Source organism: Sphingorhabdus wooponensis, assembly GCF_003933235.1.
GTDB lineage: Bacteria > Pseudomonadota > Alphaproteobacteria > Sphingomonadales > Sphingomonadaceae > Sphingorhabdus_B > Sphingorhabdus_B wooponensis.
Genome location: NZ_RWJI01000001.1, coordinates 147,719 through 173,576 on the forward strand (window position 1 = coordinate 147,719; position 25,858 = coordinate 173,576).

A 25,858-nucleotide genomic window follows, 5' to 3' on the forward strand; every position below is an offset into this window, starting at 1 on the left:
CACATCAAGCCACCTACAAAAGCCGTTGCGAAGTGCCCAAATTTACGAGTCAAACAATCCGTCCTGTGACCCTGCGGGCGGGTTGAGGCCAAGATGTTTCCAGCCCGGCGCATTGAGGCAGCGGCCACGCGCGGTGCGCGCGATGAGGCCCAATTGCAGCAGATAAGGCTCGACCACATCCTCAATCGTGTCGCGCGGTTCGGACAGGCCAGCGGCCAGCGCCTCGACGCCCACGGGCCCACCGCGATAAATGTCGGCAATCATATGCAGATAACGTCGGTCCATCGCGTCTAGCCCAAGCGCATCAACCTCCAACCGGTTGAGCGCGCTATCGGCGATTTTGGCGGTGACAACGGGTTCACCCGCGACATTGGCAAAATCGCGCACGCGGCGCAGCAAACGTCCGGCAATACGCGGCGTTCCGCGGGCGCGCTTGGCAATCTCATTCGCGCCATCTGGGGCAATGCCCAAATCCAAAAGCCGCGCGGCACGCGTGACCACCAGCTCGAGCTCCGCATGGGTGTAGAAATTTAGCCGCACCGGAATACCGAAACGGTCACGCAAAGGCGTGGTCAATAAACCCTGCCGCGTGGTCGCACCGACAAGCGTAAATGCAGGCAAATCAATCCGCACCGACCGCGCCGACGGTCCTTCGCCGATCATGATATCCAACGCGCGGTCCTCCATCGCGGGATAGAGTATTTCCTCCACCACGGGGCTCAGGCGATGGATTTCGTCAATGAATAGGACGTCGCCATCTTCCAAATTGGTCAATAACGCGGCCAAGTCACCGGATTTGGCGATGACAGGGCCAGAGGTGGCGCGGAAACCGACGCCCATTTCCTTTGCGACAATCTGCGCCAAGGTCGTCTTGCCGAGCCCCGGCGGGCCAAAGAACAGCACATGGTCCAAGGGCTGCCCCCGCCCCTTTGCCGCCTCAATAAACACGCGCAAATTATCGCGCGCGGCCGCCTGACCGATAAATTCGGCAAGCGTTTTGGGCCGCAATGCAGCGTCAATATCCTCGGGCCGCTTGTCCGGCGTGGTGAGGCGGTCTTCGTCAGTCATCGCGACGCCCGCTTCAACGCCAGCCGCACGAGCGCATCCAAGCTTGCATCGGGGCCGAGTTCCTCAACGGCTTGCGCCACGGCGGTGCCTGCTTCGCCGGGTTTGAAGCCAAGGTTCGCAAGCGCGGACATCGCATCTTGCGCATGGTTCCCATTTGCGGCGCCTGTGGCCATCAATTTTGCGCCGCCGCTTATGCCGGCCAAAGCGCCGACCTTATCCTTCAATTCATTGACGATGCGGCTGGCGAGCTTTGGTCCGACACCATTGGCGCGCGCAACCATTGCCGCGTCGCCGCTGCCGATAGCCAGCGCGAGGTCGGCGGGTTCGATCGCCGACAATATCGCGAGGCCAACCTTGCCGCCGACACCTTGCACGCCCGTCAGCAGGCGGAACCAGTCGCGTTCTTCGCGGGTGGCAAAGCCGATGAGGCGCATGTCGTTTTCCGACACTTGCATTTCGGTGAAGACGGTGGCGAAATCATCGGTCTTGCCTAAGGCCGACAGCGTCCGCGCGCTGGCCTGCACCAGATAACCGACGCCGTTGACGTCAATCACCAGATGGTCAACGCCCGTTTCATCAATCCGGCCATACAGCTTTGCAATCATGTCTGTGGGTTAGCTGTTCGATTTCAAATCGGCAAGCAAAAGAGAACATCGCGTGAACAGGAGGGTGTTTTTCTCGAGATGAACGGGTCAAAGCAGGACATGATGCGCATGGGTGATGGCGACCGCCAATGCATCGGCCGCATCAGGCCCTGCGATTTTCAAGCCTGGCAACAGGATGCGCAGCATGGCTTGAACTTGCTCTTTTTCCGCTTTGCCGTTGCCCACGACGGATTTTTTCACAAGCCGCGCGGCATATTCGGTCACCGGCGTGCGGTTGCGCGCCGCCCCCAACAGCACCACGCCGCGCGCTTGCCCAAGCTTCAGCGTCGATTGCGGGTTTTTGTTGACGAACACCTCTTCAACGGCCGCATAATCGGGGCGGAAGTGATCGAGTACCGCGCTCAATTTTTCGTCCAAAAGCACGAGGCGGTTGGCCAAAGGCAGCTTGGCGTCAGTTACAATTTCGCCATTGTCGATATGCGAAAGGCGATTGCCTTCTTTGCGGATAACGCCCCAGCCGGTAGTCCCCAGGCCGGGGTCAAGCCCAAGGATGATCATCCCAGCTTCGCCATCACCTCGTCGGACACGTCATAATTGCCCCATACGGTTTGGACGTCGTCATCGTCTTCCAAAGCGTCGATCATCTTGAGCAAGGTTGCCGCATTGGCTTCGTCAACTTCGACCAAAAGCTGTGGTTTCCACGCAAGCTTAGCGCTTTCAGCCTCTCCAAGCGTGGCTTCAAGTGCCTTAGCGACTTCGTGCAGCGCATCCATGCTGGTCCAGATGCTGTGTTCGTCTTCGTTCGACTCCACATCCTCGGCGCCCGCTTCCAATGCCGCTTCAAACACGCTGTCTGCGTCGCCTGCGCGCGCAGGATAAGTGATCAGGCCCATGCGGTCGAAGCCGTGGCTCACTGCGCCCGAAGCGCCGAGATTGCCGCCATTTTTGCTAAACGCGGTGCGCACATTGGTTGCCGTGCGGTTACGGTTGTCGGTCAATGCCTCAACGATGATTGCAACGCCGCCGGGGCCATAGCCTTCGTAGCGCATTTCATCATAGCTTTCGGCGTCCCCGCCCGACGCTTTATCAATGGCGCGTTGGATATTGTCCTTGGGCATCGATTGCGCCTTGGCGGCATTGACCGCGAGACGCAGGCGTGGGTTCATGTCTGGATCGGGCATGCCCATCTTCGCGGCAACGGTAATTTCACGCGACAGCTTGGAAAATTGCGCGGAACGTTTTTTGTCCTGCGCACCTTTGCGATGCTGAATGTTCTTGAATTTGCTATGGCCTGCCATGGCTCTACTCTTCTCTGGCTAAAGGATATGAAGCAGCGCCCTTACATCAGGCACGCGCCATTGGGCAAGCCATGTGCTTTAACGCAGCTTCGCGTCGGTCGCGAAAGCCGCCGACTTACGCTAGACCAAGCGCCGATTTATAGGTGTCGAGAATGGCTTCCATTTCCTGACGGTCGTCTTGGCTCATTTTGCGCAAGCGGACGATCTGGCGCATGATTTTTGCGTCATAGCCTTGGCTCTTAGCTTCTGAATATACGTCGCGGATGTCGTCAGCGATGCCCTTTTTCTCTTCTTCCAAGCGCTCGATGCGTTCGATGAACAGACGCAGTTGGTCCGCGGCGATATTGCCTTCAGCCATGATGTTTCCCCTATGTGTTGGACGGGGTATAAAACCCCGAATCAGAATGGCACCCGCTTAGAACATGAACCCCGCGGCGTCACCCTGAACTCGTTTGCGGTTTTTGCTTTTCGGTTCGCTACTTATGTCCCGCGTTTTTCGCGACGCTTTCTTTCATCCGTTCCAATTGTTCCGGTGTTGCTTCGTTTTGATATTTCGCCTTCCACTCTGCGGCGGGCATGCCGTGGATTATCTCGCGCGCTTCGTCTTTTGTGAGCTGCCCGTCCGCTTCCATCACCCAATCGGCTAGGCAATTGCGGCAAAAGCCGGCGAGGCCCATAAGGTCGATATTCTGGGCATCATGCCGGTGCTGCAAATGCGCGACGAGGCGGCGAAATGCGTTGGCGGCGGCGGCGTCTGAAATTTGTCTGTCCTGTTGCATAGCTATGCGCCCTTTTCGTTCCTGACTTGCCGCGTTATGGGGCGTTTGACGTTTAAAATCCATATCGCGGAGCCAATTCCATGCAATATCATAAACCCCGCATGCGCAAGGTCCGCATATTGGCCACCTTGGGCCCCGCAAGCGATACGCCCGAGATGATCGAAAAATTGTTCCGCGCAGGCGCAGATGCTTTCCGCGTGAACATGAGCCATGGCGATCAGGCGGATAAAGCGCAGTTGATTGCCAATATCCGCGCGCTGGAGAAATCCTATAACCGGCCAACGACGATATTGGTGGACCTGCAAGGTCCAAAATTGCGGGTTGGAACCTTTGCCGATGGCAAGGTCGAGTTGCACACGGGCGATAATTTCCGCCTCGATACTGACGCGACACCGGGCGACGCGCATCGTGTCCATTTGCCGCATCCGGAAATCTTTGCTGCGTTGGAGGTGGGCGCACGCTTGCTGCTAGACGATGGCAAGCTGGTTTTGCGCGTGACCGAAATGGGCGCTGAACATATTAACACCATAGTTGAAGTTGGCGGGATGCTGTCGAACCGCAAGGGGCTGAACGTCCCTGATGTTGTGGTGCCGATTGCGGCGTTGACGGAGAAGGACCGTTCGGACCTTGCGTTCGCGCTGGAGCAAGGCGTCGACTGGATCGCGATGTCTTTCGTCCAACGGCCCGAGGATGTGGCCGAAGGCAAGAAGCTGATCGGCGATAAGGCCGCTTTGTTGGCCAAGATCGAAAAGCCTGCCGCGATTGGCCGGTTGGAAGAAATCCTTGAGCTGGCCGATGGGGTTATGGTTGCACGCGGCGATTTGGGCGTGGAATTACCGCCCGAGCAAGTGCCGCCGCTGCAAAAGAAGATTGTGTCCACCGCACGGCGCATGGGCAAGCCCGTCGTGGTGGCAACGCAGATGCTGGAATCGATGATCGTTTCGCCCTCACCAACACGGGCAGAGGTTTCGGATGTGGCGACGGCCATTTACGATGGCGCGGATGCCGTAATGTTATCGGCGGAAACCGCGGCCGGTGCTTGGCCGATTGAGGCTGTGTCGATCATGGACCGTATTGCGCAACAGGTGGAGGGTGACCCGGATTTCTTCAAACGCATCCATTTCACCGAAACCCCCGCCGATGGCACGACCGCCGATGCCTTGGCGGAAGCCAGCGGGCGTATTGTCGACACCGTGGAAACCAGCGCTATCGTCTGCTTCACATCGTCAGGTTCAACAGCGCGCCGGATTTCGCGCGAACGTCCTGCTGTGCCTTTGTTGGTGCTTACCGCAAGTCAGATAACTGCGCGTCGCTTAGGACTGCTCTGGGGTGCTTTTGCCGTGCGTACGAAGGATATTGGTTCGTTCGAAGAAATGGTCGCCAAGGGCAAGCGCATGGCGTTGCGTTACCATTTGGGTCATGCCGGTGGACGCATTATCATCATGGCAGGCGTGCCGTTTGGAACGCCGGGGTCAACAAACGTGCTGCATATCGTCCGCCTGACGGGTGACGAATTAAAAGGGCATTAAGCGCCAGCGGCGCGATTAGGGCAGAAGCAGGCTGCTGTCGCCATAGCTGTAGAAACGATATTCATGGGCAATGGCATGCGCATATGCCGCTTGCATGGTCTCGCGCCCCATTAAGGCGCTGACCAGCATGAACAACGTCGATTTGGGCAGATGGAAATTGGTCATCAGGCCGCCAATCGCCTTGAAACGATAACCGGGCGTTATGAAGATATCGGTGTCGCCTTCAAACGGATGAACGACGCCATTTTCGTCCGCCGCGCTTTCAACAAGGCGTAGCGACGTTGTGCCGACCGCAATCAAACGTCCGCCTGCCTCGCATATGCTATTGAGGCGCTGCGCGGTGGCGGCGTCTATGCTGCCCCATTCGCTGTGCATGCGGTGTTCGGTGGTGTCATCGGCCTTGACCGGCAGGAATGTGCCTGCGCCGACATGCAACGTAAGGGTCGCTGTTTCTATGCCCGCTGCGTGCACCGCCTCCATCAATTCTGGCGTGAAGTGGAGGGAAGCTGTCGGCGCGGCCACTGCGCCATCCTTTTGCGCGAACATCGTTTGATAATCTTGCGCATCGCGTTCGTCGGTTGGCCGCTTGCCCGCAATATAGGGTGGTAGGGGCATGGTCCCTGCGCGGTGTAGCAGGATTTCAACCGGCTCCTCCCCTTCGAAAAACAAAGTGAAGCTGCCGTCATCATGGCGTTCTTCGGATATGGCCGTGACGCCTTGGCCAAAATCAATCACATCGCCGGGATGTAGGCGTTTGGCATTGCGGATAAAGGCTTGCCACCGGCGCAGGTCGATCCTTTTGTGCAAGGTCGCACCGATGGACGCATCGCCGCGCATCCCCTGAAGCTGCGCCGGAATGACCCGTGTATCATTGAAGATAAGGCAATCGCCCTTGCGCAACATTTGCGGCAGGTCGCGTACCGAGCGGTCTACCATTGCAGCATCCCCGCTTACACATAACATACGCGCAGAATCCCGCGGGGAGACGGGACGCAACGCAATCCGCTCGGGCGGAAGCTCGAAATCAAATAGATCTACGCGCATGGGGGGTGTGCTTCGCGCTTATCCAGCGTTTAATTGGTCAATGGTGATGGGTGCTTCTGCGGGTGGCGAGGCAAAGGCGGGCGGTGGTATATTGTCGGCGGCGATAGAAGCTTGAAGCACCTTGCTTGGGTTCAACGGCGGCTCGCCGCGTTCGATGGCGTCGACAAATTGCATGCCCGATGTCACGCGGCCAAAGACCGTATATTTGTTATCCAAGCTAAAACGTGGCTGGAAACAGATGAAAAATTGGCTGTTGGCGGAATCCGGTTCGTTCGTGCGCGCCATGGATACCGTGCCGCGCAAATGCGGAATTCTGTTAAATTCGGCCTTCAGGTCGGGAAGTTCTGATCCGCCTTGGCCTGTGCCCGTAGGATCCCCCGTCTGCGCCATGAAACCATCGATCACGCGGTGAAAGGTGATGCCATTGTAAAAGCCTTGCCGGGTAAGCGCCTTGATACGCTCGACATGGGCAGGGGCATCGGTTGGATACATTTGAATCGTAACTCGGCCGCCCGTGGAAAGATCTAAGACCAAAACATTTTCAAGGTCCGGCGCGGCCGGAGCGGGCGCAGGCGTCTGCGCAAAGGCTGGTGCCACAGCAAAGGCAAAAATGCCGGATAAGAGTAATGCAAACTTCGAAAACAAGGAACGTACGGACATTAATAAAGTGCCTCTGAAAACCGGATGCACCTTCCTTAACGAACGACGCTGTCGCTGTCATGAACGATTTTGCGACTGCGACGTAGGGCCTGTTCATGCAGACGGCAGCCTACAAGACACTGTTGCGCAAATGATACACTGCCAAGCCATTGTGGGCTTTTGTATCCAATTTGTTGCGCATGCTCAGGTTTTCCGGCAATATACGTATTAGCCGGGGGGTTTGAATTTGTTGCGCGAACGTATGATGCGTGTCGTGACGTTTAAATATCCGGGAAATTCAACAGCCGCAATGGGACGGGAAGCCGTTTACTGTGGCGATATCATTAGGGGCTAGGCCGTGAACAGTACACGTATCAGCAATTTAAAATATGCAGCAGCACCGCTTGCAATCGGGCTTGCGTTGATCTCAACGCCATCATTTGCGCAGGACCAGGACGCTCAAGATATCGTCGTCACGGGTTCGCGTATCGCGCAGCCAAACCTGACCTCGTCATCACCGTTGGCGGTTACTACTGCCGCGCAAATTGCCGAAACCGGCCTTACCCGCCTGGAAGATGTTCTAAACACGCTGCCTCAGATTGAAGCTTCTCAGACCGCTTTTGTATCCAATGGCGCTACAGGCACAGCTACACTTGATCTTCGTGGCTTGGGTTCAACGCGTACCTTGGTTTTAGTCAATGGCCGTCGTTTGCAACCTGGTTCTACCAACTCGGTTGCCGCTGACATCAACCAGATCCCAGGCGCATTGGTTGAGCGAGTTGATGTTACGACCGGCGGTGCATCATCGGTTTATGGTGCCGACGCTGTTGCTGGCGTTGTCAACTTCATCATGAAGAAAGATTTTAAGGGCATTCAGCTTGATGCTGGGATCTCTTACTACATGCACCAAAATGGCGACAACTTCGTGACCGATCGCTCGAAAGCACGTAATTTTGCTGTGCCTACTGATTTGGCCTTTGACGGTCGTGCGTTCAATTTCGATTTCGCTATGGGCTCTGATTTCGGCGAAGGTCGCGGAAACGTTGTTGCTTATGCGACATACCGTAAAATTAGCGCTGTCATGCAAGGCAATCGTGATCATTCGGTTTGCGCTTTGAACGACGGGGGCACGGCTTGCGGTGGTTCGTATAACTCACCAAATGCTAACTTTGACCTCTATCCTGTATTTGGCGGCGAAACTCAGTATGACTATAACGCATTCCTGACACCAAATGCTGCGGGCACGGGTTTTGTGGATGCGGGTAGCAATCTGTATAACTATGCGCCGACAAACTATTTCCAGCGGCCTGATGAGCGTTACACATTGGGCGCGTTTTTAGATTATGAGGTCAGCGAAAGCTTCCATCCATATATGGAATTGATGTTCATGAGTGACCGTTCGGTTGCTCAGATCGCTGAGTCAGGTACATTCTTTGCTGAGCCATATAATTTCTCATGCGCTACAAGAAATCCTGCGATTAGCGTAGCGCAGCAAGCTGTTCTTTGTAATCCAGCCACTTACGGTGCTCCCAACCCGATTGATGGTTTTGAAGCTTATATTGGAAAGCGCAATGTTGAGGGCGGTGGCCGTCAGGATATCATGCAGCACGATAGCTTCCGGATACTTACAGGTGCTAAAGGTGATTTAGGTGGCGGTTGGTCCTATGATGCATCTTTGCAATTCGGTCAGTCTTCACTGAGCAATTCATACAAAAATGACTTTCTTTTGACGTCCGTTGCGGATGCAGTGAATGCGGGAACCTACCTTGTCTGGCAGAATGGCCTGGTGACTCCAGAATTTGCTCAAAGCTTAGGCGCAACGGGAACGCGTACTGGCGTTACGAAGCAATTCATCGCAAATGCGTTCGTAACCGGGGATCTTGGATTTGCGATTGCAAATGACCCAGTGGCAGTGGCCTTTGGTGCAGAATATCGTAATGAAATTTACTCGACCGTTTCCGACTATGTGTATGAAAAAGGCTTGTTGGCTGGTCAGGGCGGCCCAACACCTTCGGTTTCCGGTAAATATAATGTATCCGAACTTTTCAGCGAAGTTTCGGTTCCTTTGCTTCAGGACACCAGCCTTGCACGTGATGTGCGTCTTGAACTTGGCTATCGTTATTCGATGTATAATGTCGACGGCGGGTCTTCTCCAGAGACGCATACCTATAAGGTACAGCTGAATTGGGAAGTAAACGACATGCTGCGCATCCGCGGCGGTTATAACCGCGCTGCACGTGCGCCAAATGCGCCTGAAATGTTCAATCCGCAGAGCATCGGACTTTGGGGTGGTGCAGATCCTTGTGCTGGCGCAAGCCCACAATATACGCAAGCGCAGTGTGCATTGACCGGCGTTTCTGCAGGGCAATATGGTCGCGTATCGGCTAGCGCCGCATCGCAGTATAACGGCTTGTATGGCGGCAACGTCGACCTAAAGCCTGAAAAAGCTGACACATGGACTGCTGGTTTCGTCCTTACGCCTTCTAACAGCTTGAGCTTGTCGATCGATTATTACAAGATCGCGATGTCCGACGTTATTGGCCTCTATCCTGCTGAGCAGCAAATTCGGGACTGTGCTACGGGGGCAAACCCAGCGGCATGTAATCGGATCAAGCGCAATGCAGCAGGGAACCTTTGGCAGGGGTCGGCGGGCTATGTCGGCTTGACCAACGACAACCTTGGCGATCGTGATTTCCAAGGTGTGGACGTGGCGGCAAGTGCACGTATGCCATTGGGTTCCGGCTCATTGAACTTCGGTTTGACAGGTAGCTATCTGTTGAAGAAGGAGTATCAGGACTATCCAACAGGTACGCCATATGATTGTGCTGGAATATTCAGCTCGGTTTGCTTCGTATCCCCTGATTGGCGCAGTACAGCTCGCGTTTCATATAATGCAGCTGACTTGTTCTCAGTTACCGGCAAATGGCGCTTCATCAGTGCTGCTGATGGCCCCGCGGCCAATGGCGCCACCAAAATTAAGGCTCAAAGCTATTTCGATCTCTCGTTGAACGCTGATGTCAACGACAACTTTGGAATTAGCATTGGTGCGAATAACATTTTGGATAAGAATCCACCATTGGTCGGCGGTAAATATGCCTCTAATGGCAATACCTATGCAGGTTTCTACGACACGCTGGGTCGTTATGTTTTTGCGGGTATTTCATTGAAATATTGATCTAACATTCAATATGTTCACGAAAAGGCGGCGTCGAAAGGTGCCGCCTTTTTTTGATGTATAATTATTCAGTTTCAATATCGGGAATTGGTTTACACATCCCAGAAAACCTTATTCGGCAGCCTTTATGTCAAAGGCTACCGTAAGGCGCTCACCTTTTGGGAAGGGGCGTGTGCCATGCCACAAAATGGATGGGAAAAGTGCCAAACGCCCGACTTTTGGTTCGATCAAAGCCAACGGTTCTAAATCTAGGCCAAGATCATGCGGCGGTTTGCCAAGTTCGAGCCAGCCTTCTGCCGAATTTGCCGAAGTACCAAGTGTATCGGGAAGCGCTACATAAAGCGCGGAACTCATCCATCCCTGGCTGTGATAATGCGCCTCATGAAACCCTGAATTCTGAAGCCTGATGGACCAGCTACCTGTATAACGTACGCTTTGCCTGGGACCGGACAGGAAAGGATGGGCCGGGTCCACGGGCGGTAAATCCGCCACAACTTGCTTCACTGCGTCATGTACCAGTGATCGGAGGTGGACAATTTCGGGATCTGTCCGGGCGAAAAGATGTCCATCCGTCTGTGTCCCGCCACGCGGGCTCTGGTCAAAGGGATGTTGCGCCATTTGTGCGTGCAACTGCTTCAGTTTTTGCACAAGCTGGCCTTGCAGGGTCTGGAATTCAGATATGTCGACATAGGACACCAAGCGACCCTGCGCTTCCAACCACTCCAATCGCGAATCTGCCAAAACGCGCCAAAGGGTCCAGACATAAACCCAGCTATCCATATCGTTGAAATGCATTGCGTGACGTTCGGCAAGCTCGAGGGCCTTCGCATATTGATGCTTGCGTATTAGATGCCTCACATAGCTGATGTGCGGCACCTGATTCTCGCTAAGGCTATCGAATAGCGCATCTGCATTTTGTAGGTCGCCGGCCGTTGACGTTATCTCGGCCAAGGCGCCGCGAAGCAATGGCGGAAGCTCCAGGAGGCCTCCACGCTGCAATGCAATTTCAATTGATTTCGAGCTGCCCTCCATTTTAGCGACATCTTCCAGACGGCGCATCCAAAGCATATCGTTCATCGGGAGGCGGGAGCACGCACGCTGATATCCAGACAGGGCCTCCTCGGCCTGCCCTGATTGCCAGGCTATTCGTGCTCTTAATGCCCAGCCATTAATCCATTCGGGCTGTGTTTCAAGCTGTGCGTCTAGAAAATGGAGCGCAGCCACAGCTCCGTCCCTATTCCATATCGCCGCTGCCAAACCTTGAGTTATCGATAAATCGTTTGGATCATGTTCTTTGGCCTTTGTGTAAGAGGCTACGGCGTTGCCGCACCCTCCATCAAGTTCCAGCCTCGCTTTTAGGTGTAATGCCCCGCTTAGATTGGGATTAAGCTTCAATACATGCTCTGTTTCACGCAGTGCCGCAGCGGTGGAATCAATTTTCTGTAGGAATAAAGCGTATCGATGACGGAGCGCCGTGCTTTCGGGGAACATGGCCGTCATAACATTGTAAGCCGAGATGGCTGCCTTCTCGCCAAACTGCCTATGTATAAACCCAAGGCGGGCCATGCAGATATCGGAGCGTTCGGGTGCTTTTTGCCAAGCATCGTCAAAACTTTTTTCTGCTTCTGCTATATAACCTAGCTTCTCTTGGAGCGCAGCGTGGTTTGCGCACAGATAGGGGTCAAATGGAGGCTTTTCTATCCGCCTTGCGAGCAAAAATTTAGCATTAGCTTCAGCTTCTCTTTGCAAGCTGCGCAGCGCAAGCGCTTGCAAATGAATCACCGCGACATGTTGTCCAATGGCCGCTTCGAGTAACGACAGTTGCTCAAGCGCTTCCTCGCCGCGCCCAGAGTCGAGCGCCTCCCTAGCCATGTTAAACCGATCGTTCGGCGAAGCTGCGCTTAACAATTTTGTGTTATTCTCATGGAGGGGCGGTACTAGCCTTCATTCCCTAATTGCGGACCGCCTTGACTGCCTCGCTTCTCGCGAAGTAACTTGGCATTTTCATCCCTATCCTCGGCCCACTCTGCTTCGGTTTTGCAGATCTTGGTCTTGTTTAAACGGGAACCCGTATTAAGAAAACTCTTGCAAATCTTCTTTTCGGTCTTGGCTGCAGCCTCATTACTTGGCGCTTGCCCAAACGCTGGTGCGGCAGTTACGGCGGCAACGGATATACCAATTGCAATTAAACGGTTTTTCACGCGAACTACCTTAAATCTGATCCTGCTTTTTCCTATAAGAATGGTTGAAAATTGTCCAGCATCCTTTAGCGGCAGCGATTGGGTGCGTTTATCTAATTATAAGCTTTAGCCTCCGATCGCTTGCATATAGAGAAGCCGCGCTTCTTTCCTGCATTTCGGAGCGTAGCGCCATGTTGTCTAAGCGGTGATGAACAGGATGCTCTATGGAATAAAACGTTTTCCAGCAGCATGCCGACATAGCTGTAAGCCCTATAGATAGTGCATAAATTGACTGTGGCAAAAAAGTTACATTGTTGAAATATATTTGTAATTGTGTCCCAATTTGTTGCGTAGAGCACGCATATCCGTCAAAGCGCGCCTAATCCTATGCATTTTATCGCGTTGCGCGTGCTATTTGCACGTCTTGCGTTAATGAAAATGCTGGGGAGTTTAACGGCCAATGGATCGGCAGGCATGCTGCTAAGCCATGGCATTAATGAAGGGGCAGTACCGTGAAGAACACACGTATCAGCAATTTGAAATATGCCGCAGCGCCACTCGCGCTCGGTGTCGCATTGATTTCGACGCCATCATTCGCACAAGACGTGGCTCCCGCTGCAGAAGCGGCTGACGCCATTGTTGTGACGGGCTCGCGCATTGCGCGGCCGGATCTCACTGGCACCAATCCGGTAGCTGTGGTTTCCGCCGAAGAGTTTAAGCTTGCGGGCGCTATTAACGTTGAGCAAGTCATCAACACGCTGCCGCAGGTCCTGCCAGGCACGACAAGCTTCTCAAACAATCCTGGTAACGGAGCGGTTACCTTAAACTTGCGCGGCATAGGCTCGACGCGGACTCTTGTTCTCGTAAATGGTCGTCGTTGGATGTTTTATGATACCAACCAAATCGTTGACCTCAACACAATCCCGCAGTTTCTGATTTCCGGTGTTGATGTTGTTACGGGCGGTACATCTGCGGTTTACGGTTCGGATGCCGTTTCCGGCGTGGTGAATTTCCGCTTGCGTGAGCTGGAGGGTATCGAAGCTGGTACCACCTATTCATTAACAGATAAGGGTGATGGCGCGCGTTATTCAGCCAACATCGCAATTGGTTCGAGCCTAGGTGATGGTCGCGGTAATGTGACAATGTTCGCCAACTACACGCGCCGTAAGCCAATTTTCCAGGGCGCACGCACCTTTTCTGCAACAGCAGCTGGCGACGGATGCATTGTTCCTGGTAGCACGAATTCTGTAACTGAGATTGGTACGCCTTATCCGTCTGGCATTACAGTCTCCACTTGTGGAACACGCGGCGGCCAAGTTGGCTTCGTGCCACAGGGTTCTGCCACTGGTCCTATCGGAACCTTTGGTTCGGGCACCAGCACGTACATCTTTAACCCAACTGGTGGCGGCTCACGCGTTTTCAACGATCCAGGCGATCTTTATAACTTCGCTCCAGCCAACTATCTGCAGCTGCCGCAAGAGCGCTATCTGCTAGGTGCGTATGGCAGCTATGAAGTGACCGATGGCATCGAATTTTACTCAGAACTGAGTTTTGTCAACAACCGCGTTGCAGCGGAACTCGCCCCGACACCAACTGGTGTATCGGCACCTCTGTTAATTGCTAGCCCTTATTTCGACGCCGGCACCCGCGCTCTGTTGACCGCTAATGATGCTGCAGAAGCTTTGTCTGCTGGTACCCGTGGTGATGGCTATGCCCAGACATCGGTTTCATACCGCTTCCTGTCGGCTGGCTCGCGTAATTCTGAACAGACACGTCAGGCATTCCGCTTGTTGGGTGGTTTCCGTGGTGACATCACCGATAATTTGAAATTCGACATGTTCTATTCGTACGCCCGGACGAGCAATACGCAAATCCAGCAGGGTAACGTTTCGAGCAGCCGTTATGTAAACGCCTTGACTGTCGAATTTGTGCCTGGAAGCACGACCGATCTTCGGTGTAGGGATGCATCCGCACGCGCCGCAGGTTGCGTACCGATCAACGTATTCGGTAGTGGTCTCGCCAGTGCAGAAGCGGTCAAGTATGTTCGCGTGCAGTCAACGAACCTTGAACAGTCTGAACTTACCAATGCGGTTGCTTCGGTATCGGGCTCATTGTTCAACCTCGGTATGGGTGCGGACGATGTCGCTTTCGCGTTCGGTGGCGAATATCGCAAGATGGCGTCACGTTACATTCCGGACGAATTCCTGGCATCAGGTGATGTTCTTGGTTTTAACGCCGGTAAGCCAACCAGCGGTTCTTATGACGTGAAGGAAATCTTTGGGGAGCTCAATGTTCCTGTCCTTGAAGACCAGTTCATCCACCGTTTGGGCCTGAATGCGGCAGCCCGTTATTCGGACTATTCGCTTTCGGCTGTCGGCGGTAGCTGGACCTATTCGGGTGGCATTGACATTGCACCGATTGAGGATGTGACGTTCCGTGCGCAGTATTCGCGCGCTGTTCGCGCACCAAATGTGCAGGATCTTTTTGCGGGCAATTCAACTGGCTTCCCAGCTGCAACCGATCCTTGCTCTGACCGTGGAACCGCTGCATCGCGTACTGATGCCTTGCGTGCCTTCTGTCTCGCTGCCGGTGTTCCAGCCGCGACAGTCTTCACCCGTGCGGTGCAGCCTAATGCGCAGATTCAGGCAGATTTCGGTGGCAGCCCGACGGTTGAGGAAGAAACTTCCGATACCTTCACCGCTGGCATCGTCTTCCGTCCGAGCTTCGTACCACGTCTGAACATCACGGCAGACTATTTCAATATCTCGGTCGATAACACTATTGGTGTTCTCGCTGGTGGTGTTAGCTCGGCGCTCTCGCTGTGCTACAACACCATTCAGGATCTGAACAACCCAATTTGTTCGGTCTTCGTTGGTATGCGTAATCCTGCGAACGGCGCTCTCGGTCAGACCTCGGGTGGTAAGAACCCGCAGTTCCGTTCGGCAAACGTCGGTAACCTGGAAACCAGCGGCGTTGACGTACAGGTTGATTATTCGCTACCAGTAATGGACGGCAATCTGGGCTTCTTCTACTTGGGCACGTGGCTTGATACCTATCGGAACACGCCGATTTCATCGATCCCAGAGCGTGAGAATATCGTTGAAGGTACCCATGGTCAGCCGAAGTACCGTCACAATGTCCGCGTGACCTATAGTCAGGGTCCAGCCTTGTTCTCGGTTCGCTGGCGTTATGAAGACGGTACGCAGGACAGCCGTATTCAGAACGTGTTCAACGGAACGCAGCGCATCGGAACAGATCCTGCTCTGTTACCGAAGCCATATGTTGGATCGACCAATTATATCGATCTGAGCGCTGGCTTTGACGTGAATGAGAACTTCTCGCTTAATGCGGGTGTTAACAACCTCTTCAATGCACAGCCACGTATCCTCGGATCGGCTGCGGAACAGGCCAACACGCTTCCTAGCTTCTATGATGTTCTGGGTCGCGATTACTTTATTTCAGCGCGCTTCAAATTCTAAGAAACGCCTGACCTAAAAAAGGGCGGTTGACCGAAAGGTCAGCCGCCTTTTTTGTTAGCGCCGCAACAACTGCGCGCTCGCTAGAATTCAACGCCTAGCGTACAACGGTGACGTCAAAGGCGACAGTCATTCGGCTTCCCTCAGATATGGGGCGAGTTCCATGAAACATTGTACTCGGAAACAAGATGCAGCTTCCAACTGTCGGTTCGAATGAAAACAATGCAGGAAGGCCAGTTTCAAGGTTGATTGGCGGGGCACCAAGATCTAGCCAGCCCGGCCCACCCTGTTGAGACACTTCAGCAGGCACCTCGAAATAACAGGCTGACGAAATCAAACCCTTTGGATGGATATGGGGCGCATGATTGCCCCGCCCGAATAGGCGAATTGACCAACTGCTTGTAATCCCCCAAGTGGGTTCACGCTTCGAGAGCAGGGGATGTAGTGGATCTGGTTTTGGAAGTCCTGCCCTATAGTCATTAAGAATGTCTAAGAGCGCAGTTTTTAAATGTGTTAACTCTGGGTCACGCCGCGCAAACAGAGCGCCCTTTGTTTGGCTACCAGATTTAACCGACTGGCCCACCGGCGGCGCAGATGTTTCGTGGATTTTTAATAGGCATTGCTGAATATTGGAGAGCTCGCCTGAACATAATGGAAGTGCAATTTCTCGGACTAGGCCTGTTTGCCCATGCAACCATTCATGTCGCGTATCGCCTTTGAGGCGCCAGCATATATCAAGGAGTGACCAAGCTGAAATATCTGCTACTTTTGTTTTCGTAAGATCGAAAAGGCGGCGTTCAGCCTGATCTACCAAACCAATGCGGATTAAGTTGCGGCATCGTGCAATGTGCCACTCCGCTAATCCGGGTTGGTCGAACCGCGAGAAAAGTTGTTCGGCTTCCGATCCGGCGCCAGCTTCACCCAACGCAATACATAAATCCAGCAAGATCGTTCGATTTTCAGGCCATTTTTTATGTGCTTGCCGCAGGACCTCTGCTGCTTCCGCAAAGCGATCAATGCCGGAAAGTATATGTGCCCAGCCCAGATATAACTCCGGGGTCGGATGTGCCAAAAGCGCCTTCTCAAATTTGGAACCAAATTGGGCATCATTGCCCGATGACCAGAGCATTTCCGCATAAAGACTATGCCCTTCTACCCAAGTCGGCAGTTGATCAACCAGTGCGCTGGCACATTCCAATGCTTCACTTTGGCGTCCAGCAGCGACTAAGGCCTGTGTGTAATCAAGAAAAAGCTTGGGATCACCGGGTGATTGGGCAAGCGCCTCCTCATAACAAGCAACTGCCTTCTCATCACCACATTCCAAGGCAAGTCGAGCTCGACCGGTAAGCGCGCGCGAGTTAATTGGTTCGATTGTCAAGGATCGATCATAGCTGCTGCGGGCTGCGGAGAAGTCATCTGAAAGCCGCTCTGCATCACCGCGTAGGGCCCAATATTTCGCATTTGTGTGACCTGTCCAACTGTCGGTCAATAGCCAAAAAGCCTCTTGCGAGCGGCCTAGGCGAAGAAGGAGGATCGCTTTATTGAAGGCGGCCTCTTCCAAATTTCTATCAAGTTGCAGGGCACGGGTGAAAAGCTCCAGGGCTTCTTCGCTGCGGCCGGAGTGTGCATAAAAATTGCCAACACTATTGGCAAAACGTGCATCTTCGGGAAAAAGCGCCAGTCCTTTGACGTAGAGTGCATCGGCCCCATCATTGTCACCCTGGCTTGCTAGAGCTGCGGCCTCTCGCGCAATAGTAGCCGAGTTCGTCATCGGTCGGATAGCCAACCGGTAATTGCAAAGCGACTATTTGGAGCGAATGGTGGAACATAGCTCACTAGGTGATTTTGTGGCACAAGAAACAAATTCAGTGCGTTGAAACGCGGCCGAAAACCCTCAACCACATCTCCCTCATCATCCAAAAAGAGGAGATAGCCGCCCCAGTCGGGATGCCAGTTATCTGGCGCTAGGTTCAGGACATATGCTATCCGCCAGCCCTGTGCGACATGGCTGTCGGTATGATGGCCCAAATAATGGTTTGCGGCAAACAATGTGGCTTGAGCATCTGCGCGGATCAGTTCCTTGATACCGGTGACTTCGCGGACGAGATTAAGAAATTCAGGTGCATTTAGATGCTCTAGGAGTATTTCGTGAGGGCCATTGGGGTCCCAACGTTCGTTGAGAGCATCAACAATCGGATAATGTGCATAGCGAAATGCATAACGCCCTTCCGCAGAGAGAGCCTCGGCGGATGCAGCCGCTTGATTGACACGCTCTGCCCCTCCGGTTTTCATCATATCATCAGATTTAAAGCTCTTTGCTTCAGCGACTGCATTTTCGTCGCTGAATATCGCCATGCTCCAGCGTGTCTGCTGTTTTAAGATCGACAAAAGTTCCTGCGCTGTTTGAGGCGTTAGAACGTTGCGGACTTGAACTCTACCATTTTGCAAAAAGCGGCGGGCGAGCTCTAGCCGGTCAATTTCGGGATTGATTTCAAACAGATTTTTCATCGTCGTCAGTCACTTGATTATTAGTGGAGCGGTCTTCGTGCGGCTTTATAAAACGTTAGCACCGCAGTTAATTGGCGTCGAGTTAGTTATCATCTTCTTCACATCGATTTTATAGCTATCCGGTTTGTGGCCTCCGGCGCGGTCATTATGATTCTGGGTGTCTCGGAGTTGAACGAGCGGACTTGAATATCGAAAACACCGCTTACTTTACACACATCCATCTGCCTATAGAAGGAGCCATAAACCTGAGTTTGTGATGGAAGCGGCAATGATGAGGATGAATCCTACGCTGGACGTATCGGCGCTGGCCAAAAGCTTTAATGAAAATGGGCGCGTACATATTCCCGAATTCCTGCATGCCGAAGACGCGAAGGCTCTCTATGAAAGGCTGCGCTACCGAACCGACTGGGTACAAGTCTTGGCGACGACGAACGGTGCTGTTGAGCTTGATCGGCCCACGCGAGCACAATTGGATGATGAACAAGTCAAGGCGCTCAATAACGCAGTTTATGCGCAGGCACGTTCTGGGTTTCAGTATCGCTTCGAAACGGTCCGTGTACCCGATAGCGCAAGCGAACGGGCAGCAGGCACGGATATCATCTTTTCCTTTGCCAATTTCATGTCGACCGACAATGTGCGAGATTTTCTGCGCACGATTACCGGCTCTGAGGAGATAGAATATGCAGACGCCCAAGCGACGGCATATGCGCCCGGTGACTTTTTAACTGGTCATGACGACGCCGTTGAAGGAAAATTCCGGCGGGCGGCTTATGTGTTTGGCCTAACGCCTGTCTGGCGGCTGGAATGGGGCGGATTGCTTCTGTTTCACGGGTCAGACGGTCATGTTGATTGCGGATGGGTGCCGACATTCAACACCCTTAATTTATTCAAAGTGCCTCAATTGCATAGTGTCAGTGAAGTTACGCAAGCCGCAGCCTATCGTCGTTACGCGATTACTGGCTGGCTGAGGGCCCATGAGCAACCGGACTGACATATGTAAATTTCAAAATGATGCCGTCGTGATAGTTCGGCACGTATCCTCACCCAGTCGATAGTTTGAGTGCACCATCGCCTTCTTCCACCCTAACCGTGGCGCCATCGGGGATGCCGCCGCGCAGGAGCATGTCGGCCAGCGGGTCCTGAAGATAGCGTTGGATCGCGCGTTTCAGCGGTCGGGCACCATAAACAGGGTCATAGCCCACGCGCCCAAGCCATGCTTTGGCTTCGTCGGACAAGGACAATGTAATCTTGCGATCCTTGAGCAAATTTTGCACACGTTGCACCTGAATATCGACAATCGGGGCCATATGATCAGCGCCTAAGCGATGGAACAATATGACCTCGTCCAAGCGGTTCAGGAATTCGGGCCGGAAATGGCCGCGCACGATTTCCATGACTTGTGGTTCCACGTCTTTCACATCCTGCCCGTCCTCCATCGCGGCCAGATGCTGGCTGCCTAGATTGGATGTAAGGATGATAAGCGTGTTGGAGAAGTCGACGGTGCGGCCTTGGCCATCGGTCAGGCGGCCATCGTCCAATACCTGTAGCAGGATATTGAACACGTCTGAATGGGCCTTTTCCACTTCGTCAAACAAGACGACCTGATAAGGCCGTCGGCGAACGGCTTCGGTCAGCACGCCGCCTTCTTCATAACCGACATAGCCCGGAGGCGCACCGACGAGCCGTGCAACGCTGTGCTTTTCCATATATTCAGACATGTCGATGCGGACCATCGCATTGTCGTCGTCGAACAGGAAAGATGCGAGCGCCTTGGTCAATTCAGTCTTGCCGACACCCGTTGGGCCAAGGAACAGGAAGGATCCCAGCGGGCGGTTCGGGTCTTGCAGCCCCGCGCGCGAACGGCGCACAGCCTTGGACACGGCTTCTACCGCGTCCTTCTGGCCAATCACGCGCGCACCGATAAGCTGCTCCATATTGAGCAATTTATCGCGTTCGCCCTCCAGTATTTTATCGACGGGGATGCCGGTCCAGCGGCTAACAACGCTGGCAATATCTTGCGCGGTGACTTCTTCGCGCAGCATGGCGTTGCCTGCGGCGGCCTCTGCGTCTTCCAATTGCTTTTCGAGGCCCGGTATCGTGCCATATTGCAGCTCGCCTGCCTTGGCGAGGTCACCCGACCGCTGCGCCTGTTCCAATTCGATACGCGCGCCATCGAGTAGTTCTTTGATTTTGGCTTCGGCAGAAATCTTGTCTTTTTCGGCCTGCCAACGTTGTGTGAGTTCCAGCGATTGCTGCTCCAGATTGGCAAGCTCACCTTCCAAATTGGTCAGACGATCTTTGGATGCGGCGTCGCTTTCCTTGCTTAAAGCTTCGCGTTCAATCTTTAACTGGATGATCCGGCGGTCGAGCGTTTCAATCTCTTCTGGCTTAGATTCCACCTCCATCCGCAGACGCGATGCCGCCTCGTCCATCAGGTCTATAGCTTTGTCGGGTAAGAAACGGTCGGAAATATAACGATGCGACAGCGTGGCGGCACTTACCAAAGCACCGTCGGTAATACGCACGCCATGGTGCAGTTCATATTTTTCCTTTAGGCCGCGCAGGATGGAAATCGTGTCCTCGACCGTAGGTTCGCCGACGAAAATCGGCTGAAACCGGCGTTGTAGGGCGGGGTCTTTTTCGACATGTTTCTGATATTCATCCAGCGTCGTCGCGCCAATGCAGTGCAGTTCGCCACGCGACAAAGCAGGCTTGATCAGGTTGGCGGCGTCCATCGCGCCTTCGCCTTTGCCCGCGCCGATAAGCGTGTGCATTTCGTCGATGAACAAGATGATGTCACCCTCGGCCTGCTTGACCTCATCCAGCACGCCCTTCAACCGCTCTTCAAATTCACCACGATATTTCGCGCCTGCGATCAATGCGCCCATGTCGAGCGACAGCAATTTGCGATGTTTTAGGCTGTCGGGCACGTCACCATTGGCGATGCGCAGTGCCAGCCCCTCGGCAATGGCGGTTTTGCCAACGCCTGGTTCGCCGATCAGTACGGGGTTATTCTTCGTCCGGCGGGCAAGGATTTGGATTGTGCGGCGGATCTCTTCGTCGCGGCCAATGACGGGGTCCAACTTTCCGGCGCGCGCAACTTCGGTAAGGTCGCGGGCAAATTTCTTCAGCGCGTCATAGCGGTCTTCAGCGCCTGCGGTATCGGCTGTGCGGCCGCCCCGCAATTCGTTGATGGCGGCATTCAAACCTTCGGCAGTGACCGCTGCGGTGGCGAGCGCCTTTCCTGCTGTGGTGGTTTTCGCCAGCGCCAGTGCCAGCAACAGCCGTTCGACAGTGACATAGCTGTCGCCGGCTTTTTGCGCGATCTGTTCGGCAGCATCGAGCACGCGTACCGCATCATTGTCGAGGCCGGGGGTCTGTTGCGCACCACCGCCCGATACGGCAGGGACCTTCGCCAGCGCGGCGTCTGTCTCACGCAAGGCCGTCGTCGCATCGCCACCAGCGGCCTTGATCAGGCCAGACGCCATGCCTTGTTCATCTTCCAGCAAAGCTTTTAGGAGATGTTCAGGCCCGATCCGCTGATGGCTCATGCGAATGGCAACAGTCTGCGCGCTTTGCAGAAAACCCTTGGCGCGGTCCGTGAATTTTTCGAGGTTCATGCGCTATTTCCTAAATGGCCGATGGTGCCTTTGCTCACAAAGGCACCATATCTACACAGAATGTAGTGCGGCATTTTCGCAACACAAGTGCTGCGACCATTCAGCGGAAATGCAACGGCGTCGATATTATTTCCAGTTGCGGGCAAGTGCATCCAGCAATTGCACGCCCCATCCCGACGCGCCCTTTGGCGTCACTGGCCCAGACCTATCCGCCCAGTTGACGCCCGCAATATCAATATGCGCCCAAGGAATATTTTTATCGACGAAGAAGCCAACAAAGGTTGCACCAAGGCCTGCGCCCGGACCGCCGCCTTCAACGACGTTTTTAATGTCGGCAATGTCGGATTTCATATCATCGAGATAATTTTTGTGCAGCGGCATCCGCCACACATCTTCGCCTGTTGTGGCGCCCGCTGCGGTAACCGCCGCTGCCAATGTGTCGTCACGGCTGAATAGGCCAGCATATTCGTCGTTCAAGGCGCTAACAATGGCGCCGGTCAGCGTTGCCATATTTACCAAAGCGGCTGGTTTTTTATGGGCGACAACATATTCATTGGCGTCCGCCATTACCAAGCGGCCTTCGGCGTCTGTGTTGAGGACCTCAATGGTCTTTCCGCTCATTGTACGCACGACGTCGCCCGGACGCTGCGCATTACCGCCGGGCATATTTTCCGACAGCGCGGCAACGCCGATGACATTCACCGATGCCTTTGACTTTGCGAGCGATAATACAGCGCCCATGATGCTGGCTGCGCCGGACATGTCGGACTTCATCTCCCACATGCCTGCGCCGGGTTTCAACGACATGCCGCCGGAGTCAAAGGTAATGCCTTTGCCAACCATCGCCAAGGGCGCACCATCGCCAGCGCCGCGATATTCGACGATCATCATCCGTGACGGACGGCGCGACCCTTGGCCCACGCCAAGTATCGTCCCCATGCCCAATTTACGCATCATCGGTTCGTCCAGAACTTCGATTTTGACGTTCGCTGTGTTGCCAAATGCGGCGCGGACGCGCTCCACAAAGGTTTCGGGGTAAATCACATTCGCAGGCTCAGCTGCCAGATCACGCGATAAGGCGACGCCTTCGGCCAAGGCCGCATGGCGCGACTTCCACAAAGCTTCGGCGCTGCCCGCTTCGTTGCTGATTATGGTCACGGGGTTTGTCGGCGGCGTTTTGCGGTCGACAGTTTTATAACGATCAAACCGATATTGGCCCATGGCATAGCCCAAAGCAGCGGCCGCGGCTTCGTCTTGGTTAAGGCCGCCTGTGATGGTGATAGGCTGGCCCTCATCGCGCAAATCTTGTGCTGCTTTGCCCGATGCGTTGCGGACATGGGCGATGCGGTCACCTTCCTCGCCAACGCCGCTCAATAGGATGCGCGCATAATTGCCAATGCCGCGCAGCGATAAAGAGCTTCCTTCTTTGCCTTCAAATTTTGCCGAAGCGATGGCTGCGTTCAGTGCTTGTGCCGTTGCCGCATCAACCACGTTGGTTGGCAGCGTCGCATTGCGCATCAATATAACCAAAGCGCCGGACGTTGGCGCTGTTGTCGCAAAATTGATGGGTCGTGTCTGCGAATGCGCAGCTGTCGATGGTAGGACCCCTGATCCAATGACATCGGCTTGCGCAAATGCGGGGGTGATTGCGGTGGTTGCAAGTGCAAGGGCAATTAGGCTGCGATGCATAAGGGAACTTTCCTTTCCGTAAATCTTGGTTATGCCGGATATGTACGCAAATGGATCGATGTGACAAGGTCTCATTGCAGGGGGAGATTAAAATGCGGAAATTTTTGTGGGCGTCCTTGGCGCTTGTGGGTGTCGTTGCCGGTGCAGGCGCGTTGTGGGAGCCGTTGGCGGCCACTGGATATGAAATGCCAAAGCGCAGCTATGACGTGGAAATTGTGCGCGATGAATTTGGCGTGCCACATATCAATGGCAAAACCGATGCTGACACCGCTTATGGCCTTGCCTTTGCGCATTCCGAAGATGATTTTGCGACGATACAGGATGTCGTTGCCATGACACGTGGGCGCTATGGCGCGATTGCCGGCTCCGATGGCGCCAAGGTCGATTATGTGATGCATTTATTGGGTGTGCGTGAGACTGCCGAGACGCGCTATATGGAATTATCGCCTGAAGTGCGCGCGGTGGCAGAGGCTTATGCCGCAGGCGTGAACCATTATGCGGCAAAACATCCCGAGGAAGTCCGCCTGTCGAAGCTGTTTCCCGTCACCGGACAAGATATTGTTACAGGTTTCGTGCTGCGGGCGCCGTTCTTTTACGGTCTAGATGCCGCCATTGGTGCGTTGACCGAAGGCAAGCCGTTGCCAAAGGAAAGTGCCGCGCCAATGACCCCCATCGGGCGCGATCCGGAAATGAACGGTTCGAACGCCTTTGCCATTGCGCCAAAGCGAATGGCCGATGGCAAGACATGGCTGATTTCCAATTCGCACCAGCCTTATGAAGGGCAAGTTGCTTGGTATGAAGCCGTGACCCATTCGGGCGAGGGGCTGGATATGGCGGGCGCTTTGTTCCCCGGATCGCCTTTTGTCCTGCTGGGCCACAACCGTCATTTGGGTTGGACCAACACCGTTAACCGTCCCGACTTGATCGATGTCTATAAATTGGTGATGAACAAGGCGGGCGACCAATATCGTTATGACGGCAAATGGATGCCTTTGTCATCGAAGCGGGTGTGGTTGCCGGTGAAAATGGGGCCGTTTAATCTGCCCGTGCCGCAGACGATATACCGCTCCATCCACGGGCCAGTTATTAAAAATGACAAGGGCTATTTCGCCATCCGCTATGCGGGCATCGACAATGTAAAAGTCGTTGAGCAATATTATCGCAACACCAAAGCGACGAATTGGGACGAATGGACCAAATCGATGGCGATTGGCGGCATTCCTGCGACGAATTTCATTTATGCCGACAAGACGGGGCGCATTGCCTATATTTACAATGCTCTCTTCCCCAATCGGAAGCCGGGACATGATTATACCAAATTGCTTCCGGGCGATACATCGGCGGTGATGTGGGAAGGTCCCGTTGGCTTTGACCGTTATCCCAAGATTGTGAATCCTGCATCGGGTTTTGTCCAGAACGCCAATAACACGCCGTTTCTGGCGGCGGGTCCGGGCTCGGAGATGAATCCGGCTGATTATTCGCCTTATTTGGGTATTGAGCTTGGCATGACCAATCGCGGTTTGCGCGCAACAGAGTTGCTGGCCGCCGATACATCGATCACGCCGCAAGAGCTGCTCGCGATTAAAATGGACATGATCTACAGCAAGAAAAGCTGGGTCGGGGCGTGGATGGCATCCTTTGCGGCGCTGGATTTGAAAGACGCGCCGGAGCTTGCCGAAGCGCAGAAGCTGCTCGCCAGTTGGGATTGGTCCAGCGATGGCAAGGGGCGTGCCGATGCCCTTGCCGAACGTATCATCCGTTTTGGCGCGCGGCGAAATTGGCGCGGCGAAAAAATGCCCGATCCCCGCGAAACGCTGCAGGAGGCTGTTACAGAGTTTAAAGAACGCTTCGGACGGATTGACCCCCCGCTTGCCGAGATTCAACGCCTACGGCGGGGCGATGTCGATTTGGCGATGCTTGGTGGCAGCGACGCGTTGCGCGCCACAACGATATGGGATGCCGAGCAAGCCGATGGCAAAATGCGTGTCCGGCATGGCGATAGTTACATCATGCTGATGCGTTGGGACAAGGACGGCAAGGTGCAATCGGAATCGATCCAGCCTTATGGTTCGGCGACGAATCGCTCCGAATCACCGCATTATACCGACCAAATGAAATTGTTCGTTGCGGGAGGGTATAAGCCAGTACATTTCGAATGGGCCGACGCCGTCAAAAATGCAAAACGCCGTTATCGGCCATGAACGCCGTTTGTCGAAAATTTTGGGACAGAACATTGTGTTTATCGGTG

At 54.3% G+C, this 25,858-nt stretch carries 19 protein-coding genes; 5 read left to right on the forward strand and 14 right to left on the reverse strand.

Annotated elements, in window-relative coordinates; genetic code table 11:
* Positions 1–42 precede the first annotated feature (42 nt).
* The 6 genes from ruvB to D7D48_RS00800 all read right to left on the reverse strand — a co-directional run bounded on the left by ruvB (position 43) and on the right by D7D48_RS00800 (position 3,750).
* On the reverse strand, positions 43–1,068 hold the full coding sequence (gene ruvB / locus D7D48_RS00775; RefSeq protein WP_125229485.1) for a Holliday junction branch migration DNA helicase RuvB: 1,026 nt from the start codon (positions 1,066–1,068) through the stop codon (positions 43–45).
* A complete protein-coding gene (gene ruvA, locus D7D48_RS00780) occupies positions 1,065–1,673 on the reverse strand; it encodes a Holliday junction branch migration protein RuvA (protein ID WP_125229486.1) in 609 nt (202 codons plus the stop codon). Before ruvA ends, ruvB begins: the two co-directional genes overlap by 4 nt.
* An 87-nt stretch (positions 1,674–1,760) precedes the next feature.
* Entirely contained in the window at positions 1,761–2,231 is a 471-nt protein-coding gene (gene ruvC, locus D7D48_RS00785) for a crossover junction endodeoxyribonuclease RuvC (protein ID WP_125229487.1), read from the reverse strand.
* Positions 2,228–2,971, reverse strand: a complete 744-nt coding sequence (locus D7D48_RS00790; RefSeq protein ID WP_125229488.1) for a YebC/PmpR family DNA-binding transcriptional regulator — start codon at positions 2,969–2,971, stop codon at positions 2,228–2,230. Before D7D48_RS00790 ends, ruvC begins: the two co-directional genes overlap by 4 nt.
* 115 nt (positions 2,972–3,086) lie before the next feature.
* Positions 3,087–3,329: a DUF2312 domain-containing protein gene (locus D7D48_RS00795; protein WP_125229489.1), complete on the reverse strand. Its 243-nt coding sequence runs from the start codon at positions 3,327–3,329 to the stop codon at positions 3,087–3,089.
* Positions 3,330–3,447: 118 nt separating this feature from the next.
* Positions 3,448–3,750 carry a DUF1244 domain-containing protein gene (locus D7D48_RS00800; protein ID WP_125229490.1) on the reverse strand — a complete coding sequence of 101 codons (303 nt, stop codon included), beginning with the start codon at positions 3,748–3,750 and terminating at the stop codon, positions 3,448–3,450.
* A gap of 80 nt (positions 3,751–3,830) precedes the next feature.
* On the opposite strand from D7D48_RS00800, the gene pyk reads away from it, so the two are divergent.
* Positions 3,831–5,279 (forward strand): pyruvate kinase, encoded by a 1,449-nt coding sequence (pyk, locus tag D7D48_RS00805; protein ID WP_125229491.1) that lies wholly within the window; start codon positions 3,831–3,833, stop codon positions 5,277–5,279.
* 15 nt (positions 5,280–5,294) lie between these two features.
* Here the strand turns inward: pyk and queA are convergent, their stop codons facing one another.
* Positions 5,295–6,323: a tRNA preQ1(34) S-adenosylmethionine ribosyltransferase-isomerase QueA gene (gene queA / locus D7D48_RS00810; protein WP_125229492.1), complete on the reverse strand. Its 1,029-nt coding sequence runs from the start codon at positions 6,321–6,323 to the stop codon at positions 5,295–5,297.
* Between the two features lie 18 nt (positions 6,324–6,341).
* Positions 6,342–6,983 carry a peptidylprolyl isomerase gene (locus D7D48_RS00815; protein ID WP_125229493.1) on the reverse strand — a complete coding sequence of 214 codons (642 nt, stop codon included), beginning with the start codon at positions 6,981–6,983 and terminating at the stop codon, positions 6,342–6,344.
* A 337-nt stretch (positions 6,984–7,320) separates the two neighbouring features.
* Between D7D48_RS00815 and D7D48_RS00820 the strand changes: the two genes are divergently transcribed.
* Complete coding sequence (locus D7D48_RS00820; RefSeq protein WP_221738610.1) at positions 7,321–10,137, forward strand: TonB-dependent receptor domain-containing protein; 2,817 nt, start codon at positions 7,321–7,323, stop codon at positions 10,135–10,137.
* A gap of 111 nt (positions 10,138–10,248) precedes the next feature.
* On the opposite strand, the gene D7D48_RS10480 is transcribed toward D7D48_RS00820, so the two are convergent.
* Entirely contained in the window at positions 10,249–11,361 is a 1,113-nt protein-coding gene (locus D7D48_RS10480; RefSeq protein ID WP_185739740.1) for a putative 2OG-Fe(II) oxygenase, read from the reverse strand.
* A 713-nt stretch (positions 11,362–12,074) separates the two neighbouring features.
* Complete coding sequence (locus D7D48_RS00830; protein WP_125229495.1) at positions 12,075–12,338, reverse strand: hypothetical protein; 264 nt, start codon at positions 12,336–12,338, stop codon at positions 12,075–12,077.
* A 491-nt stretch (positions 12,339–12,829) separates the two neighbouring features.
* On the opposite strand from D7D48_RS00830, the gene D7D48_RS00835 reads away from it, so the two are divergent.
* Entirely contained in the window at positions 12,830–15,796 is a 2,967-nt protein-coding gene (locus D7D48_RS00835) for a TonB-dependent receptor domain-containing protein (protein ID WP_245964289.1), read from the forward strand.
* Positions 15,797–15,890: 94 nt separating this feature from the next.
* Here D7D48_RS00835 and D7D48_RS00840 read toward each other — a convergent pair whose 3' ends face one another.
* Both D7D48_RS00840 and D7D48_RS00845 read right to left on the reverse strand, forming a co-directional pair.
* Positions 15,891–17,564: a tetratricopeptide repeat protein gene (locus tag D7D48_RS00840; protein WP_125229496.1), complete on the reverse strand. Its 1,674-nt coding sequence runs from the start codon at positions 17,562–17,564 to the stop codon at positions 15,891–15,893.
* The gene (locus D7D48_RS00845; RefSeq protein WP_125229497.1) at positions 17,561–18,301 is read right to left on the reverse strand and encodes a 2OG-Fe(II) oxygenase; all 741 of its coding nucleotides are present in this window, start codon (positions 18,299–18,301) and stop codon (positions 17,561–17,563) included. Before D7D48_RS00845 ends, D7D48_RS00840 begins: the two co-directional genes overlap by 4 nt.
* Before the next feature lie 268 nt (positions 18,302–18,569).
* Here D7D48_RS00845 and D7D48_RS00850 point away from each other — a divergent pair, with 268 nt between their 5' ends.
* The gene (locus D7D48_RS00850) at positions 18,570–19,292 is read left to right on the forward strand and encodes a 2OG-Fe(II) oxygenase (protein WP_125229498.1); all 723 of its coding nucleotides are present in this window, start codon (positions 18,570–18,572) and stop codon (positions 19,290–19,292) included.
* Positions 19,293–19,341: 49 nt separating this feature from the next.
* Here the strand turns inward: D7D48_RS00850 and clpB are convergent, their stop codons facing one another.
* Both clpB and D7D48_RS00860 read right to left on the reverse strand, forming a co-directional pair.
* Positions 19,342–21,921, reverse strand: a complete 2,580-nt coding sequence (gene clpB / locus D7D48_RS00855; RefSeq protein ID WP_125229499.1) for an ATP-dependent chaperone ClpB — start codon at positions 21,919–21,921, stop codon at positions 19,342–19,344.
* A gap of 126 nt (positions 21,922–22,047) precedes the next feature.
* A complete protein-coding gene (locus D7D48_RS00860; RefSeq protein ID WP_125229500.1) occupies positions 22,048–23,610 on the reverse strand; it encodes a leucyl aminopeptidase in 1,563 nt (520 codons plus the stop codon).
* 92 nt (positions 23,611–23,702) lie between these two features.
* On the opposite strand from D7D48_RS00860, the gene D7D48_RS00865 reads away from it, so the two are divergent.
* Positions 23,703–25,811 carry a penicillin acylase family protein gene (locus D7D48_RS00865; RefSeq protein WP_125229501.1) on the forward strand — a complete coding sequence of 703 codons (2,109 nt, stop codon included), beginning with the start codon at positions 23,703–23,705 and terminating at the stop codon, positions 25,809–25,811.
* The last annotated feature ends 47 nt before the right edge of the window (positions 25,812–25,858 follow it).

Bases quoted from the DNA above. Each gene is read 5' to 3' on its own strand.
- ruvB (WP_125229485.1), bottom strand. From the start codon at position 1,068: ATGACTGACGAAGACCGCCTCACCACGCCGGACAAGCGGCCCGAGGAT.
- ruvA (WP_125229486.1), bottom strand. From the start codon at position 1,673: ATGATTGCAAAGCTGTATGGCCGGATTGATGAAACGGGCGTTGACCAT.
- ruvC (WP_125229487.1), bottom strand. From the start codon at position 2,231: ATGATCATCCTTGGGCTTGACCCCGGCCTGGGGACTACCGGCTGGGGC.
- D7D48_RS00790 (WP_125229488.1), bottom strand. From the start codon at position 2,971: ATGGCAGGCCATAGCAAATTCAAGAACATTCAGCATCGCAAAGGTGCG.
- D7D48_RS00795 (WP_125229489.1), bottom strand. From the start codon at position 3,329: ATGGCTGAAGGCAATATCGCCGCGGACCAACTGCGTCTGTTCATCGAA.
- D7D48_RS00800 (WP_125229490.1), bottom strand. From the start codon at position 3,750: ATGCAACAGGACAGACAAATTTCAGACGCCGCCGCCGCCAACGCATTT.
- pyk (WP_125229491.1), top strand. From the start codon at position 3,831: ATGCAATATCATAAACCCCGCATGCGCAAGGTCCGCATATTGGCCACC.
- queA (WP_125229492.1), bottom strand. From the start codon at position 6,323: ATGCGCGTAGATCTATTTGATTTCGAGCTTCCGCCCGAGCGGATTGCG.
- D7D48_RS00815 (WP_125229493.1), bottom strand. From the start codon at position 6,983: ATGTCCGTACGTTCCTTGTTTTCGAAGTTTGCATTACTCTTATCCGGC.
- D7D48_RS00840 (WP_125229496.1), bottom strand. From the start codon at position 17,564: ATGACGAACTCGGCTACTATTGCGCGAGAGGCCGCAGCTCTAGCAAGC.
- D7D48_RS00845 (WP_125229497.1), bottom strand. From the start codon at position 18,301: ATGAAAAATCTGTTTGAAATCAATCCCGAAATTGACCGGCTAGAGCTC.
- D7D48_RS00850 (WP_125229498.1), top strand. From the start codon at position 18,570: ATGATGAGGATGAATCCTACGCTGGACGTATCGGCGCTGGCCAAAAGC.
- clpB (WP_125229499.1), bottom strand. From the start codon at position 21,921: ATGAACCTCGAAAAATTCACGGACCGCGCCAAGGGTTTTCTGCAAAGC.
- D7D48_RS00860 (WP_125229500.1), bottom strand. From the start codon at position 23,610: ATGCATCGCAGCCTAATTGCCCTTGCACTTGCAACCACCGCAATCACC.
- D7D48_RS00865 (WP_125229501.1), top strand. From the start codon at position 23,703: ATGCGGAAATTTTTGTGGGCGTCCTTGGCGCTTGTGGGTGTCGTTGCC.